We start from the raw sequence: 16,278 nt of genomic DNA on the forward strand, positions 1-16,278 counted from the left end.
ACCCGTGGAAGAGCTTCGGTGCGGTGATGGCCGCGACGCTGATCCTCGAGGCGATTGTGGTGTTGCTGGCGATACCGGTGGTGGGTGCGGTTGGTGGCGGGCTGACGCCGGCATCACTCGGATACTTGATTGGGCTGGCCACGGTGCTGATTCTGCTAGCCGGAATGCAGCGCAAAACCTGGGCGATCTGGGTGAACCTCACAGTGCAGCTGGTACTCGTTGCGGGTTTTGCGATTTACCCGGGGGTCGGTGTCATCGGTGTCCTGTTCACCGGACTGTGGGTCCTAATCGTGTATTTCCGCGCCGAGGTTCGGCGCCGGCAGAAATACCGTATGGGGCCGGGCCAGGGGCAATAGGCGAGATCGGTCGGACGGCGTGGTCGATCTAGGCGCGGGCCTGATGGGTATCCGACCAGGTTTTGGGCATCCGTGTTTGGCCCTCTACTGTGGGGCCTCGTGGAGCGGACCCTAGTCTTGATCAAGCCGGACGGCGTGCAGCGGCATCTGATCGGCGAGATCATTGGCCGTGTGGAGCGCAAAGGCCTTAGTCTTGCGGCCTTGGAGCTCAGGGCCGTCAGCAAGGACTTGGCTAGCCGTCACTACGCCGAACACGAAGGCAAGCCATTTTTTGAGCCATTGCTGGAGTTCATCACTTCGGGCCCGCTGGTGGCAGCCATCGTGCAGGGCCCGCGAGCGATCGCAGCGTTTCGACAACTCGCAGGCGGCACCGACCCGGTAGACAAGGCGGCACCTGGAACGATCCGGGGTGATTTTGGGTTGGAAACGCAGTTCAATTTGGTGCACGGTTCAGACTCGACAGAGTCGGCCCAGCGTGAGATCGGCCTCTGGTTTCCTGGCGTTTAGCACCGTGGCGAGACAGGGCTCATGGGAGCCGTTTGCGGCGCACCCGGCTTGGGGGAGAGTGCCCCGCCCAGTGATGTGGGATACTAATGTTGGGTGAACGTCGCCGGACCGGCGTCGGACACCCGAATGAAGACTTAGGCAAGCGCGACCATCGCCATCGCGTGATGCGGCGCGGCATGTCGAGCCGTCATTCAGCACTGCGCCGAGTGGGTTCTTCGCTGAGCCGCTCGGGGCGAGACCATCACAAGCTCGGGAGAAGTGACCCGGGCACATAGCAAAGCCCTCGCGTGGCCGCGTCGATCAGGACGCGCCCGGGGGCTTGAGGAGAATTCGTGGTAGACATTGCCCCATCTTCAAATCCAGCAAACGAGCCGACGCAGCATGAGGAACTGCCGGACCGCCTCCGAGTTCATTCACTGGCGCGGACTCTGGGTGCCACCAGCAAGCAGGTCTTGGATGCGCTGAACGCACTTGACGGGCGAATCCGTAGCGCACATTCCAGCGTGGACCGCGTTGATGCGGTTCGGGTTCGCCAACTGCTCGCCGAGCAGGCCGGTCCGCCTGAAGAACCCGCCGCTGCTGCCGGCGGGCTTGTTGCACCCGAGGGCCCCGAATCCCGGTCGATGCCGGAGACCCCGGTGGAGCGTTCGCACTACATGCCGCTGTTTGTTGCGCCGCAACCGGTGGAGGCCAGTGTCAATGCTGACGACGGCGACACCGAAGATTCCGATGATGATTCCGACGCCGACGACGATGACGAACAAGCCGATCGGCCGACCAACCGGCGACGGCGTCGTGGCCGTCGCGGACGCGGACGCGGGCGCGGTGAGCAGGGCGGTCCTGAAGGCCAAGGCCAAGCTGGTGACATCGACGAAGCGGCTGGGCAGCGGGCACAGCAAGGGGCCAGTGCAGAGTCCACCGAATCCGCTGACCTTGACGGTGACGAAGACGCCGACGACGGCGAGTTCGAGAATGGGTCCTCGGAGGCTAGCAACCGCCGCCGTCGCCGGCGTCGCCGGCGCAAGTCCGGTACCGGTACAGACGCCGAAGGGGGTCCGGCGCCCGACGATCCGCCGAACACCGTGGTGCATGAGCGCGCGCCGCGCTCCGGCGGCAAGTCGGGTGGCACCGACGACCGAGCCGACAGCTCGGGAGCCACCGAGATCAAGGGCATTGACGGCTCGACTCGATTGGAAGCTAAGCGGCAACGTCGTCGTGATGGGCGCGATGCGGGGCGGCGCCGCCCGCCGGTGTTGACGGAGGCCGAGTTTCTCGCCCGCCGCGAAGCGGTTGAGCGGATCATGGTGGTGCGCGACCAGTTGCGAACCGAGCCGCCGCACTCTGGTGCGCGTTATACCCAGATTGCGGTCCTCGAAGACGGCATTGTCGTTGAGCATTTCGTCACATCGGCAGCCTCGGCATCGTTGGTCGGCAACATCTATCTGGGGATCGTGCAGAACGTGTTGCCGTCCATGGAGGCCGCTTTCGTTGACATCGGCCGTGGCCGCAACGGCGTGCTCTACGCCGGCGAGGTTAACTGGGAGGCTGCCGGACTAGGCGGGGCCGATCGCAAGATCGAACAAGCTCTCAAGCCGGGTGACTATGTGGTGGTTCAGGTCAGCAAGGACCCGGTCGGGCACAAGGGAGCTCGGCTTACCACGCAGGTCTCACTGGCTGGTCGCTATCTCGTTTACGTGCCTGGCGCGTCTTCGACCGGGATCAGTCGGAAGCTGCCCGACAGCGAACGTCAGCGTCTCAAAGAGATCTTGCGTGAGGTGGTGCCGCCCGATGCCGGGGTGATTATTCGCACCGCGTCGGAGGGCGTCAAAGAGGAGGACATTCGCACAGACGTCAATCGGCTTCAGCAACGCTGGAATCAAGTTGAAGCGAAGGCAAAGGAGACCAGGGAGAAGGCCGCCGGCGCGGCAGTGGTGCTCTACGAAGAGCCGGGTGTGTTGGTCAAGGTTATTCGCGATCTCTTCAACGAGGATTTCGCCGGTCTTGTCGTCTCCGGAGAGGACGCCTGGACCACGATCAACGAGTACGTGAATTCTGTTGCTCCGGACTTGGTTTCGAAGGTTACTAAGTATGAGCCGGTTGTGGGCCCGGATGGGCAGCCCGGACCAGACGTATTCGCGGTGCACCGAATCGATGAGCAGCTGGCCAAGGCGATGGATCGCAAGGTGTGGCTGCCGTCCGGTGGCACGCTCGTGATCGACCGAACTGAAGCGATGACCGTCGTCGATGTGAACACCGGCAAATTCACCGGGTCCGGAGGGAACCTCGAACAAACGGTCACCAAGAACAACATCGAGGCCGCCGAGGAGATCGTGCGCCAGCTGCGGTTGCGCGACATTGGCGGCATCGTGGTGATCGACTTCATTGATATGGTGCTGGAATCCAACCGCGACCTGGTGTTACGTCGTCTGACCGAGTCGCTGGCCCGTGATCGCACCCGCCACCAGGTGTCTGAGGTGACGTCGTTGGGTCTGGTGCAACTGACCCGCAAGCGGTTGGGCACCGGGCTGATCGAGGCGTTTTCGACATCTTGTTCGACTTGTTCCGGTCGTGGGATACAGCTGCATGCCGACCCGGTCGACTCGGCGCCGACGAGCGGGCGCAAGTCTGAGTCGGGTGGTCGGCGGAGCCGGCGATCGAAGAAGAACAGATCCGAAGAGCCCGCGGTGGCCAAAGTGCCCGCGCACGCTCCCGGCGAGCATCCGATGTTTAAAGCAATGGCCGCGGGGGCGTCGTCGGCGGCTGGCGGTGACGACGAGTCGGACGAGTCCGGGGCCGAACTCGCTTCCGAGGTCGACGAACAGACTGAAGATCAGGTTCCCGCCGCTGACGACTACACCGAAGACACCGACCAGGAGGACTTCGAAGGCGTGGAAGACGCCGACGACACCGACGACACCGAGGTCGACGACGAGCTGGACGACGCCGAGGACCTCGAGGTCGACGACGAGCTAGACGACACCGAGGACCTCGATGACGACGAACTCGACGACGAGGATCTCGACGTCGACGCTCCGGACGCCGAAGACGAAGACGGTGACGACGTCGCCTCGGACCCGCGTCGCCCGGCCTTGCCCGTCGAGGTCGCGGTGGCGTCGGAATACCCCCGCCGGCGGCGAGCGGCGGGCCGGCCGGCCGGCCCGCCGATGCAGTTATTCTGAGCCCACACCGATCGGCCGGTTTGACCCTTTAGCCGCTGGCCAAGTACTCTGGGGCAGTTGTCGCCAGGATGTGGACTCGGCCGGCGACAGCGGGGACTTCGCCAGATGAATCAGGCTCAGGCCCGCACCCCATGACCCACCACGTGCACCGCAGGTGGCACGTGCGCGAAGCGCCGAGCAGCGGCTGACCAGAGTTAAGGCAGGAGCAACGATGCCGACCTACGCAATCGTCAAGACCGGCGGCAAGCAATACAAGGTGGCGGTCGGAGACGTGGTCAAGATCGAAAAACTCGATTCCGAGCCCGGCGCCAAAGTGTCGCTTCCGGTTGCGTTGGTCGTCGACGGTGCCAAGGTGACCACTGACACCAAAGCCCTAGCCAAGGTCGCAGTGACTGGCGAGGTGCTCGAGCACACCAAGGCTCCGAAGATTCGTATCCACAAGTTCAAGAACAAGACCCGCTACCACAAGCGGCAGGGACACCGTCAGCAGCTGACGGTCCTGCGGGTCACTGGCATCGCCTAACACGTACGTTAGGCGCAGAACAGGCAATATTGGTCAAGGCTGAGCGGAGTCGACAGATATGGCACACAAGAAAGGCGCGTCCAGTTCGCGAAATGGTCGCGATTCCAACGCCCAGCGCCTCGGCGTCAAGCGGTTCGGCGGCCAAGTGGTTAAAGCCGGCGAAATCTTGGTCCGCCAGCGCGGCACCAAATTCCATCCCGGGATCAACGTCGGGCGCGGTGACGATGACACGTTATTCGCCAAGACGGCTGGGTCTGTCGAATTCGGCGTCAAGCGTGGCCGCCGGCTGGTCAACATCGTCGCGGTGGGGACTGACTGACCGCCGCGAGCGTGCGGCTACTGTGAAGGCGCCCTCGCCTTAGCGCCACACCTGTGGCTGACTGCCCGGGCTCCTTCTCCGTCCAATGGGCGGCTCGCGTCTTGAGCTAGGTTGGCCAGGCGGAACTGAGAGGAAGCCCGATGCCTCGTTTTGTCGATCGGGTCGTCATTCACGCGCAGGCAGGTTCCGGAGGCAACGGCTGCGCGTCGATTCATCGCGAGAAGTTCAAGCCGCTCGGCGGTCCGGATGGCGGCAACGGCGGTCGTGGCGGCAGCGTCGTCTTCGTGGTCGACCCTCAGGTGCACACCTTGCTTGATTTTCATTTCCGGCCGCGTGTGTCCGCCGCGTCGGGCAAGCCGGGCATGGGTAACAACCGCGATGGCGGTGCTGGCGCGGACTTGGAAGTCAAGGTGCCCGACGGCACCGTCGTGCTTGACCACAACGGTCGGCTGTTGGCTGATCTTGTCGGTGTGGGCACTCGCTTCGAAGCCGCGGCGGGTGGCCGCGGTGGCCTGGGAAACGCCGCACTGGCGTCGCGCGCCAGAAAGGCTCCTGGCTTCGCGTTGCTCGGCGAGCAGGGGCAGTCACGCGACCTCACTCTAGAACTCAAAACAGTCGCCGATGTTGGCCTGGTTGGGTTTCCCTCCGCTGGGAAATCGTCGCTGGTCTCGGTTATTTCTGCTGCTAAACCGAAGATCGCCGACTACCCGTTTACCACTCTGGTCCCCAACCTTGGCGTGGTCTCGGCGGGTGAGCACACCTTCACCGTCGCCGATGTTCCGGGTCTGATCCCGGGCGCATCTCAGGGCCGGGGACTCGGCCTGGATTTCCTGCGCCACATCGAGCGGTGCGCGGTGTTGGTACATGTCGTCGACTGCGCCACCGCTGAGCCGGGTCGCGACCCGATCTCTGACATCGATGCACTGGAAGAGGAGCTCGCCGCCTACACACCCTCGCTGCAAGGGGACGCGACGCTGGGGGATCTGGCTGAACGGCCCCGTGCTGTCGTCCTCAACAAAATCGATGTTCCCGAAGCTCGCGAGCTCGCTGACTTCGTCCACGATCAGATCGCTGAGCGTGGCTGGCCGGTGTTCTGCGTGTCCGCAGCCACCCGGGAGAACCTGCAGCCGTTGATATTCGGCCTATGGCAGATGATCTCTGCCTACCATGCTGCGCGTCCGCCGGTGGTGCCGCGGCGCCCGGTGATCCGCCCAGTGCCGGTGGATGACAGCGGCTTCACTGTCAAACCCGATCCACAGCAGCCAGGTGGGTTCTTGGTAACCGGCGTGCGGCCAGAGCGCTGGATTCACCAGACCGCCTTCGACAACGACGAGGCTGTCGGCTATCTCGCTGATCGCCTGGCGCGCCTTGGTGTCGAGGACGAATTGCTGCGTCTTGGTGCGAAACCGGGCTGCGCGGTGACCATCGGCGAGATGACCTTTGACTGGGAGCCGCAGACGCCCAGCGGACAACAGGCGCAGTTGTCGAGTCGGGGCACCGACGCGCGGTTGGAACGCAGCGAGCGGGTCAGTGCAGACGAGCGTAAGGCCGCACGTCGAGCGCGCCGAGAATCTGGTGGCCGCACATGACCGTTGGGCAGCGGGAGGCGATCCGCACCGCGCGCAGGCTCGTCGTCAAGGTAGGTACCACGGCGCTAACAACCCAAACAGGAGTGTTTGATGCCGGCCGGCTGTCCGGGCTCGTCGACGCGATTGAGGCGCGGATGAAGGCGGGTTCTGATGTCGTCATTGTGTCGTCGGGCGCCATCGCCGCTGGCATCGAACCACTCGGATTGTCTCGTCGCCCAAACGATTTAGCGACCAAGCAAGCCGCAGCCAGCGTAGGCCAGGTCGAGTTGGTGAATTCCTGGAGTGCCGCGTTCGCTCGATATGGGCGCACTGTCGGCCAGGTGCTGTTGTCTGCGCACGACATTTCGCTGCGTGTGCAGCACACCAATGCTCAACGCACGCTGGACCGACTGCGAGCGCTGCACGCGGTGGCGATCGTCAACGAGAACGACACTGTGGCCACCAATGAGATCCGGTTCGGTGACAACGATCGTCTCTCGGCGCTGGTGGCGCACCTGGTTGGTGCTGACGCCTTGGTGTTGCTCTCCGACATCGACGGTCTCTACGATTCCGATCCACGCAAAGCGGCGAAAGCGAAATTCATTGAGGAGGTTTCGGGGCTCGCCGATCTCGACGGTGTGGTCGCCGGCCAAAGTAGCCATCTTGGGACGGGCGGTATGGCGTCGAAGGTGTCGTCGGCGTTGCTTGCCGCCGACGCCGGGGTGCCGGTGTTGCTGGCCGCTGCGGCCGACGCCAAAACTGCACTGAGCGAAGCGTCGGTAGGTACGGTGTTCGCTGCGCGCACCGTGCGAATGTCCGCGCGCAGGTTCTGGGTGCGGTACGCTGCCGAGTCCGCTGGCTCGCTGACCCTCGACGCGGGAGCAGTCCAAGCTGTAGTGCGGCAACGCCGTTCGTTGTTGCCTGCTGGTATCACCGCGGTGTCGGGCCGATTTTTCGGCGGCGACGTTGTTGAACTGCGCGGACCGGATGCCGCGATGGTCGCCCGTGGCGTGGTCGCCTACGACGCTGCGGAGCTAGCCACCATGATCGGCCGATCCACCTCGGAGCTGCCCGGCGAGCTGCGCCGGCCGGCGGTGCACGCCGACGACCTAGTGCCCGGGTAGCAGATACTCACTTTCGTTCGCCCACGCCATCCGTAGCGTGCCGTGCACCGTCGGGGCGTTCATCGGGTGACCCGCGCCGGCAGCTGGTCGGCAAGCAGGGTCAGCGATTCCGAGCACCCACCATCGAGCTTGACGGCGGCCAGTTGGTCGCCACGAGTCCGGCCGCGGTTGATAATCGCGATCGGGATGTCGCGTGCCGCGGCGTGGCGCACGAACCGGTAGCCGGAGAACACGGTCAGCGAGGAGCCCGCAACCAGCAGTGCATTGGCGTGGTCGACCAGGGAGTACGCGTGTCGTACGCGTTCTTTGGGCACGTTCTCGCCGAAGAAGACGATATCTGGCTTGAGAATGCCCGTGCAGTGCGGACAGTCAAGGTAGCGAAACGACGCGGTATCGTTGACGACAGCGTCGGCGTCGGGAGCCACCGCTAGGCTACCGACGCGTTCAGAGCGCTTGATGAATCCCGGGTTGAGCGCCTCAAGCTGCTCGGCGAATAGGGCTCGACTAATCGTGAATCCGCAGCTCAGGCACACCACATGTGCGTAGCTGCCGTGCAGGTCGACTACGTTTGTGCTGCCGGCCTTGGTGTGCAGCAAGTCGACGTTCTGGGTGATCACGCCAGTCACCACACCGGCGCGCTCCAAAGCAGCCAGTGCTCGGTGCCCGGCATTGGGCAAACTATCCTGCATATGCCGCCAGCCGACCTGATTGCGCGCCCAGTACCGCTGTCGGAACGCCGGATCCGAGGTGAATTGCTGGATTGTCATCGGGTTGCTCGGCGGCGAATCCGGGCCCCGGTAGTCGGGAATGCCAGAGTCGGTGGAAATTCCCGCGCCCGTCAGCACAGCGACTCGACGACCGGTCAGCAGCGCCAGCAGCTCGGGGATCTCCACAGTATCGAGGGTAGGCACTCGCGGGCATTTAGCGCCGGACGGGACGGGGATTCGTCGCCTGATTCGGGTGTTGTGACCCAACTAAGCGACAATGGAAGCACTAGGAGAGAGGGCTATGAGTTTCTATTCCGCCTACCGGCACGGGTTCGTGCGCGTCGCCGCGTGCACACACCACACCACTATCGGTGACCCGGCAGCCAATTCCGCGTCGGTACTGCGCCTGGCCCGCGCATGCCACGACGAAGGTGTAGCGCTGGCGGTCTTCCCCGAGCTGACGTTGTCGGGCTACTCGATTGAGGACGTGCTGTTGCAGGACGGCTTGCTCGACGGTGTCGAGGCGGCATTGTTGGACTTGGTGACAAAGTCCGCCGAGTTGCTGCCCGTCTTGGTGGTTGGCGCGCCGCTGCGGCACCTCCACCGTATTTACAACACCGCGGTTGTCATTCACCGTGGCGCGGTGCTCGGAGTGGTGCCAAAGTCTTACCTACCCAACTACCGAGAGTTTTATGAGCGGCGCCAGGTTGCGCCCGGAGAAGGGGAGAGCGGCACCATCGGGGTCGGCGGTATCGATGTAGCCTTTGGTCCGGAACTGCTGTTTGCCGCGTCGGATCTGCCCGGCTTCGTACTGCACGTCGAAATCTGTGAGGACATGTTCGTGCCGGTGCCGCCCAGCGCTGAGGCGGCGCTGGCGGGGGCGACCGTGCTCGCCAATCTGTCTGGCAGCCCAATCACAATCGGTCGGGCTGACGACCGCCACTTGCTGGCTCGCTCGGCGTCGGCGCGGTGTCTGGCCGCCTATGTCTATGCGGCCGCGGGGGAGGGTGAGTCGACAACCGACTTGGCTTGGGACGGCCAAACAATGATTTGGGAGAACGGGGCACTGCTGGCAGAGTCCGAGCGTTTCCCCAAAGGCGAGCGCAGGTCGGTCGCCGACGTCGATACCGAACTGCTTCGCTCGGAGCGGTTGCGGCTGGGTACCTTCGATGACAACCGCCGCCACCAGCGGGCGCGTACGGAGTCGTTCCGACGCATCGACTTTCGAGTCGACCCGCCGGCCGATGACATAGGGCTGCTGCGGGAGGTGGAGCGTTTCCCGTTCGTGCCGGCCGATCTGCAGCGGCTGGAACAGGATTGCTACGAGGCCTACAACATTCAGGTAGCCGGGCTCGAGCAGCGCCTGCGCGCGCTGAACTATCCAAAGTTAGTCATCGGCGTGTCCGGGGGACTGGACTCCACTCACGCGCTGATTGTCGCGGCGCGTGCGATGGATCGCGAAGGCCGCCCGCGCAGCGACATTCTGGCGTTTACGCTACCCGGCTTCGCTACCAGTGAACGCACCAAAAGTAACGCGATCCGGCTAGCGCATGCGCTGGGTGTCACCTTCTCCGAAATCGACATCCGAGAGACCGCCCGACTCATGCTGTCCACGATCGACCATCCGTTCTCGGTTGGTGAGCAGACATACGACGTAACCTTCGAGAACGTTCAAGCCGGTCTGCGCACCGACTATCTCTTCCGCATCGCAAACCAGCGTGGGGGCATTGTGCTCGGCACCGGCGATCTTTCCGAGCTGGGGCTGGGCTGGTCGACATACGGTGTCGGTGATCAGATGTCGCACTACAACGTGAACGCCGGAGTGCCCAAGACGTTGATCCAGCATTTGATGCGCTGGGTCATCTCGTCGGGTGAATTCGGCCCGCAGGTAGGCGAGGTGCTGCAGTCGGTACTCGACACCGAAATCACCCCTGAATTGGTTCCTACCGGTGAAGAGGAGGAACTGCAGAGCAGCGAGGAGAAAATCGGACCCTTCGCTCTGCAGGACTTCTCATTGTTCTATGCGCTTCGCTATGGATTTCGGCCGTCGAAGATCGCTTTCTTGTCCTGGCATGCCTGGCGTGATGTCGAGCATGGCAAGTGGCCACCGGGCTTTCCGGACAGCAAACGTCCGTCCTACTCGCTGTCTGAGATCCGGCACTGGTTGCAGGTTTTCGTACAACGGTTCTACTCGTTCAGCCAGTTCAAACGTTCAGCGCTACCCAACGGCCCTAAAGTGTCGCATGGGGGTGCCTTATCGCCACGGGGGGATTGGCGGGCACCGGCAGACATGTCTGCGCGAATCTGGCTGGACGATATCGACCGCGAAGTACCTGAGGACTAGCCGGTGGGATCGGTGCCCACGTATCGGGGGTGAGATTTGGCAGTTGTTGATCAATGAGCCGATGTTGGTGGCTTTCGCAGCCCGACGCCGGGAATAAACCGGCCCACGTCACCCGCGTAAGCGTGGTAGGCGTCGCCGTGTGTCCGTAGCAGGTACGGTTCTTCGACCCGGCGGACATGCACTTCGATCGTGGCGGCAAGCAGGAAGAATCCGGCGACGGCAACAAGATTCGGTATCACCAGCGAGATCCCGAACCCGAAAGCAAGCATCGCGCCATAGATAGGATTGCGTACCCACCGGAACGGGCCAGTGCGCACCAGCGTGGTGGTCTCCCGCTCGTCCACCCCGATCCGCCACGAGTCGCCCATAGCGAGCTGTGCATAAACCATGGCCACGATCCCGGCCGTCGCCACCACTATTCCGGCGATCTGAATCCAGAGCATGCCCAAGATGCTGAGCGGTTCGATCATGCTGGTCCGTTGCAAGATCGCGGCGACTACCGCCAAGGTCAATGCGGCGGCAACCCCTACCCCGGCAATCCATTCCAGTGAACCGAATCGCGCGCTGATGCCGCGGAAGCCAGTCGATCCAGTGCGTCGGTGTTGCATCCAGCTGCGCCAGCCCAATCCCAGCACACTGAAAACGGCGAAGAGCGCCAGGGCAATGTCGGCCGCGGCAGTCGTTGTCATCATCGGGCCTCGGCTTTGGCGGTTATCCAACACACCGGTTCTCGGCCGATCCGTTCGGCCCGCTCGGATCGATAGCGGTGGTCGCGGCGAAGGATCGGCAGGATTTCAGCTCGGGTTGGGTTGTCTGGCAACTCGAATCCTCGGCGGGTCAGCGTGGCACTCTGGGTGGCTGTGGCAGAGCATGAGCTATTGGGCGGGGTGGTGCAGCAGCGCTGTTTCGATGGCGTCGGCGTCGGGAGCGCAATTGCCAGCACCAGACACCAATGTTGCCAGCGCGCCCGCAGTGCATGCGCGTCGCAATGCGCGCAGCCGCTCGACCGGTGCACCGCGGTTAGTCGGCCAATTCGCGGCCAGCACCCCGGCGAACACGTCGCCGGCACCGGTGGAATCCACCGGTGCCACCGACGGCGAGGGCACCTCATACACGCCGTCAGCACCGACGTAGCGGGCGCCGCGCGCGCCTAGCGTAGTGATGAAATGAGTTGGTGGCGAGGGCCAGTCGTCCGCTTCGCTCTCGTTTGCGATCACCACGTCGGCGATCATCGCCAATTCTTCAACCGAGCGTCGATCAGGGCATGCTGGTGAGGCATTCACCATGACGATAGCTTCGGCTGCCTTGGCTTTTCGTGCTGCCGCTACCGCAGTGCCCACCGGAATCTCTAACTGGGTCAACAGCAGATCGCAGCTGTTGACGGCAGCGGGCGTCAGCGTCAGATGCGCATTGGCGCCCTGAGCCGTCACGATGGTGTTTTCGGCGCTGGTATCGACCACGACGATTGCCGTGCCACTTGGTCCGGGCAGCGTCATGGTGCCGCTCAGTCCCACAGCGTTGGCCGCCAAATGGGCGCGCAGTTGGGTTGCGGCCGGGTCATCGCCGAGCGCGCCGACGAACTGGACCTGTGCGCCCGCGCGCGCCGCGGCTACCGCCTGATTGGCGCCTTTGCCGCCTGGCGCCCGGGTCAACGATGACGCCAGCACTGTCTCGCCCGGACGTGGAAAAGCAGGTACTGCGAACGTCAGGTCCATGTTCACGCTGCCTACCACGCACACTCGCGTCGCCATTTACTCGACGTTATGGAGTTGACCCTGCTTTCACAATCGTGCCGCGGCACTCGATCCTGATTGTCCGCTTATTACCTATCGTCCTGCACCTCCGTGACATCGCAGCTGCCTATCGCTTTTCGGCTAACGCCAATTTTTTTGTTCCAGCACGCTAGTCTGCTGCGTGATCGCCCCTTCTTGCCGCCCATGAATGATCGGAGATCGTTTGACGTCGGAGCAGACAACAAACGCGGTGTCGGAGGCAATACCTGAATCGACACCTGGACCGGCGCGGAAAAGAGCGCGTCGGCGGCGGCTGTTCGCCAGGATGAGCATCCAGTCGGAGCTGATGGTGATGCTGCTGGTATCCAGCATCCTGTCCGCGGCGGTGATTGCTGCCGTCGCTTACGCAACTGGTCGCGAGCTGCTGGAGAGCGGATCATCTAAGTGGCTGACACAGTTCCGTACGTCGCAGCAGCGAGCGGTGCAGGCAGAGTTCGCTTACCTAACAAATTCGCTGGTCTCCTACAGCAGTAGTACAAGCGTGCTTTTGGCGGTGGAAGCGTTTACGAATGGCTTTGATCAGCTTGCCGACGCTACAGTCACCCCAGCTCAGCAGCAGGCGATCATCGACTATTACAACAACAAGCTGATCAAGCCAACCGAGCGGGACACAGGCATCAGGCTTGACATCGACGCAGTGCTGCCGAGTTCCAACGCGCAGCGATATCTTCAAGCCCACTACACTGCGGCATCCGCTCCGGCTAGCGGCTCGCGAACAAGCGATGACAGCAGCGCCAGTCACGCGTGGTCGGCGGCGAATGATCGCTTCGACCGATATTTCCAAGACATGGTTAGCCGATTCGAATACCAAGATGCGATGCTGCTGGATGCGCGAGGCAATGTGGTCTACAGCGTGAACAAGGGACCTGACCTCGGCACTAACATCGTCGATGGACCGTACCGCGAATCCAAACTGAACAACGCTTATGAAAAGGCGTTGAGCGCCAACGCGGTGAGCTTTGTTTGGATCACCGACTTCGGGCCCTATCAGCCGAACCTCAGTGTGCCTACCGCGTGGTTGGTGTCACCAGTTCGTTCGCAAGGCCGGACCGAAGGGGTGCTGGCCGTGCCCTTGCCGACCGCGAAGATCAACCAGGTCATGACGGTCGGAATGGACTGGGAAGAAGCCGGGTTGGGCACGACCACCGAGACCTATCTGGCCGGCACTGACGATTTGATGAGGTCTGATTCGCGACTCTTTCTTCAGGATCCGGAAGCGTATCGGCGCGAGGCGGTGGCGGCGGGCACTCCGACCGAGGTGGTAGACGAAGCGATCCGCTTGGGCGGCACGACAATGGTGCAGCCGGTTCCGAGCGCAGGCCTGAGCGCCGCGCAGCGCGGCGAGACTGGGGTCCTCACCACGACCGGCTACCTGGGCACTGAGGAGATGCAGGCCTATGCGCCGCTGACCGTGCCGGATTCCGACTTGCACTGGTCCATCCTGGCGACGCGAGCCAGCTCCGAGGCCTACGCGCGGGCGTGGTCGTTCACCAGAAGGATTGTCCTGACTACTACCGCGATCATCTTCGCCGTCTGTCTGGTCGGAGCTCTAGCCTCCAGGGCATTCGTGCGGCCCATCCGGCGGCTCGAAACCGGCGCGAACAAGATCAGCGCGGGTGATTATGAGGTTTCGATACCCGTGAATTCGACGGGCGAGATCGGCGATCTCGCCGCCGCTTTCAACGAGATGAGCAGAAGCCTGCAGATCAAGGAGGAGCAGCTCACCTCGCAGCGCGCGGAAAACGACCGCCTGTTGCGGTCGCTGATGCCCGAACCGATGGTGCAGCGCTATCGCGACGGCGAACAGGCCATCGCCGCAGAGCATCGCGACATCACGGTGATCTACGCCGACATCGCCGGACTCGACGAGACATCAGCCGAATCCGCTGGCGATGAGTTGGTGGGGAATGTTGATGCCCTATTCCGACAGTTCGACGCGGCCGCCGAAGCGCTGGGCATCGAGCGCATCCGCACCCTGCACAACGGGTACCTCGCCGCCTGCGGGGTGACCACGCCGCGACTGGACAGTGTGCGGAGAACCGTCGACTTGGCCCTGGAGATGCAGCGCATCATCGACCGGTTCAACAGCCGAACCGGCGCCGCGGTCAGTCTTTGCGTCGACATCAACACCGGCACGGGCATCAGCGGGCTGGTCGGCCAGTCGAGTGTCATCTACGACTTGTGGGGGTCCGCGGTGAGTCTGGTGTACCGGATGCGCAGCGGCACGCCGCAGCCGGGTATCTATGTCAGTGCGGGGGTCTACGAAGTGATGCGGGACACGCGGCAGTTCACCCCGGCCGACGCGATATCTGCTGAAGGGGCAGAACAGCCGATCTGGCGATTGTCGGAGCGGCCGTGAGCGTTTTCGGGGCGGCATGGTTCTATTGGGCGGTCGGTGTCGCGGTAGGACTACCAGTGGGGCTCATCGTCCTCACCGAGTTACATCGCACCCTTGTGCGCAGGCAGAGCTATCTGGCCGGTCCGGTTGGTTTGCTGCGCAACTACCTATTCCCGCTCGCGGCGCTGCTGGCGCTCATCGTGGGGGCGACGCAGGTCCCGGCCGACAACACGTGGGTGCGGGTAATCGCGACGGTGTTCGGCTTCGTGGTGCTGGTGTTGGCGCTATCGGGGCTCAACGCCGCCATTTTTCAGGCAGCCCCGGAGGGGTCGTGGCGTAAACGGCTGCCGTCCATTCTCGTCGACGTCACACGCCTGTTGCTCATTGGTGTGGGCTTGACGCTGATCTTGTCCTATGTGTGGGGTATCCGAGTTGGTGGTCTGTTCACCGCGTTGGGGGTCGGGTCGCTGGTCATCGGTCTGATGCTGCAGAACTCCGTGGGGCAGGTCGTGTCGGGCCTGTTCTTGTTATTCGAACGGCCTTTCGGGATCGGCGATTGGCTGACCGTTGCAACAACGCGGGGGCAAGTCATCGAAGTGAATTGGCGCGCCGTGCACATAGCCAAGGTTGGTGGGCTGGAGATCATCCCGAACTCGGTGCTGGCCGCCACATCGTTCACCAACCTGAGTCGCCCGGTCGGACAACCGCACGTTGTGCTGATAGTGACCACGTTTTTGTCGACCGATCCCCCGGATCGGGTCTGCGCGATGTTGTCGCGGGTCGCCGCCGCCCTGCCACAGCTCAAGCCTGGCGAGGTGCCCGCTACGTTGGCGGTCGGCACGGCTACGACCTGGGCGGGCGGCGCCACCCAATACAGCACATCGGTCGGCCTGAACTCGGCCACCGACGCGTTCAGCGCGAAATCGGACTTCTTACGGTGGATCTGGTACGCGGCTCGGAGGGAAGGGCTTCATCTCGACGGTGCCTACGACGACTTCTCGACGCCGGCTCGGGTGGAGGCGGCGTTGCGTGACGTGGTAGCTCCCGCGCTGCGGTTGACCGAGGCCGATCGCCAGTCACTGGTTCCGAACGCTAGGATGGTTCGCTACGGCGCCGATGAAACCATGCAGCACCTGGGCGAGGTGCCTGCGGGGATAACCTTCGTTGTCGCTGGCAGTGTTCGGTTGACAACCACCGATGACGATGGTTCGACCGTCGCAGTTGGCACGCTCTACGACGGGTCGTTTCTCGGGTTGACCACGCTGATTCGACAACCAAACGTCACCGGCGCATACGCGCTGGAAGAAGTGACCGCGTTACAGCTTGACCGCGAACACCTCGAAGAGGTGGTCAACCGCAAGCCGGCACTGCTGCAGGACCTCGGTCGTATCATCGAGGAGCAACGCAGCCAAGTGTCGCCGACGGGCCGCAGGAGCGGATTTGGCGGCCAGTGACCGCCGCGACACCTAGGTAAACCCGGGTCTGGGCACCCGGAATCCGCGCGGCCGGATACGCTGGAC

General features: G+C 63.3%; 14 protein-coding genes. 10 read left to right on the top strand and 4 right to left on the bottom strand.

The genetic code is table 11. The features are described 5' to 3' along the window. The first annotated feature begins 26 nt into the window (after positions 1 to 26). The 7 genes from ACO07W_RS17805 to proB all read left to right on the top strand — a co-directional run bounded on the left by ACO07W_RS17805 (position 27) and on the right by proB (position 7,576). Entirely contained in the window at positions 27 to 356 is a 330-nt protein-coding gene (locus ACO07W_RS17805) for a DUF4233 domain-containing protein (RefSeq protein WP_421846077.1), read from the top strand. A gap of 87 nt (positions 357 to 443) precedes the next feature. Continuing rightward, the gene (gene ndk, locus ACO07W_RS17810; RefSeq protein WP_421846078.1) at positions 444 to 863 is read left to right on the top strand and encodes a nucleoside-diphosphate kinase; all 420 of its coding nucleotides are present in this window, start codon (positions 444 to 446) and stop codon (positions 861 to 863) included. A 332-nt stretch (positions 864 to 1,195) separates the two neighbouring features. After that, positions 1,196 to 4,042, top strand: a complete 2,847-nt coding sequence (locus ACO07W_RS17815; RefSeq protein WP_421845031.1) for an Rne/Rng family ribonuclease — start codon at positions 1,196 to 1,198, stop codon at positions 4,040 to 4,042. Positions 4,043 to 4,253: 211 nt separating this feature from the next. Next, positions 4,254 to 4,565 (top strand): 50S ribosomal protein L21, encoded by a 312-nt coding sequence (rplU, locus tag ACO07W_RS17820; RefSeq protein ID WP_421845032.1) that lies wholly within the window; start codon positions 4,254 to 4,256, stop codon positions 4,563 to 4,565. Between the two features lie 58 nt (positions 4,566 to 4,623). After that, the gene (gene rpmA / locus ACO07W_RS17825) at positions 4,624 to 4,884 is read left to right on the top strand and encodes a 50S ribosomal protein L27 (protein ID WP_421845033.1); all 261 of its coding nucleotides are present in this window, start codon (positions 4,624 to 4,626) and stop codon (positions 4,882 to 4,884) included. 140 nt (positions 4,885 to 5,024) lie between these two features. After that, positions 5,025 to 6,473, top strand: a complete 1,449-nt coding sequence (gene obgE, locus ACO07W_RS17830; protein WP_421845034.1) for a GTPase ObgE — start codon at positions 5,025 to 5,027, stop codon at positions 6,471 to 6,473. After that, on the top strand, positions 6,470 to 7,576 hold the full coding sequence (proB, locus tag ACO07W_RS17835; RefSeq protein WP_421845035.1) for a glutamate 5-kinase: 1,107 nt from the start codon (positions 6,470 to 6,472) through the stop codon (positions 7,574 to 7,576). The genes obgE and proB overlap by 4 nt, the downstream gene beginning before the upstream one ends. Before the next feature lie 59 nt (positions 7,577 to 7,635). Here proB and ACO07W_RS17840 read toward each other — a convergent pair whose 3' ends face one another. Beyond that, positions 7,636 to 8,469 carry an NAD-dependent protein deacetylase gene (locus ACO07W_RS17840; RefSeq protein WP_421845036.1) on the bottom strand — a complete coding sequence of 278 codons (834 nt, stop codon included), beginning with the start codon at positions 8,467 to 8,469 and terminating at the stop codon, positions 7,636 to 7,638. Between the two features lie 115 nt (positions 8,470 to 8,584). Here ACO07W_RS17840 and ACO07W_RS17845 point away from each other — a divergent pair, with 115 nt between their 5' ends. Continuing rightward, positions 8,585 to 10,627, top strand: a complete 2,043-nt coding sequence (locus ACO07W_RS17845; RefSeq protein ID WP_421845037.1) for an NAD(+) synthase — start codon at positions 8,585 to 8,587, stop codon at positions 10,625 to 10,627. A 50-nt stretch (positions 10,628 to 10,677) separates the two neighbouring features. Here the strand turns inward: ACO07W_RS17845 and ACO07W_RS17850 are convergent, their stop codons facing one another. The 3 genes from ACO07W_RS17850 to ACO07W_RS17860 all read right to left on the bottom strand — a co-directional run bounded on the left by ACO07W_RS17850 (position 10,678) and on the right by ACO07W_RS17860 (position 12,693). Beyond that, the gene (locus ACO07W_RS17850; protein ID WP_421845038.1) at positions 10,678 to 11,316 is read right to left on the bottom strand and encodes a methyltransferase family protein; all 639 of its coding nucleotides are present in this window, start codon (positions 11,314 to 11,316) and stop codon (positions 10,678 to 10,680) included. 186 nt (positions 11,317 to 11,502) lie between these two features. Next, positions 11,503 to 12,378, bottom strand: coding sequence for a PfkB family carbohydrate kinase (locus ACO07W_RS17855; protein WP_421845039.1), 876 nt, complete (start codon positions 12,376 to 12,378; stop codon positions 11,503 to 11,505). 123 nt (positions 12,379 to 12,501) lie between these two features. Further along, positions 12,502 to 12,693, bottom strand: a complete 192-nt coding sequence (locus ACO07W_RS17860) for a hypothetical protein (protein WP_421845040.1) — start codon at positions 12,691 to 12,693, stop codon at positions 12,502 to 12,504. Between ACO07W_RS17860 and ACO07W_RS17865 the strand changes: the two genes are divergently transcribed. Next, on the top strand, positions 12,686 to 14,779 hold the full coding sequence (locus tag ACO07W_RS17865) for an adenylate/guanylate cyclase domain-containing protein (protein ID WP_421845041.1): 2,094 nt from the start codon (positions 12,686 to 12,688) through the stop codon (positions 14,777 to 14,779). The genes ACO07W_RS17860 and ACO07W_RS17865 overlap by 8 nt on opposite strands. Continuing rightward, positions 14,776 to 16,212 (top strand): mechanosensitive ion channel domain-containing protein, encoded by a 1,437-nt coding sequence (locus tag ACO07W_RS17870; RefSeq protein ID WP_421845042.1) that lies wholly within the window; start codon positions 14,776 to 14,778, stop codon positions 16,210 to 16,212. The genes ACO07W_RS17865 and ACO07W_RS17870 overlap by 4 nt, the downstream gene beginning before the upstream one ends. Positions 16,213 to 16,278: the final 66 nt, after the last annotated feature.

This window comes from Mycobacterium sp., assembly GCF_965230835.1.
GTDB lineage: Bacteria > Actinomycetota > Actinomycetes > Mycobacteriales > Mycobacteriaceae > Mycobacterium.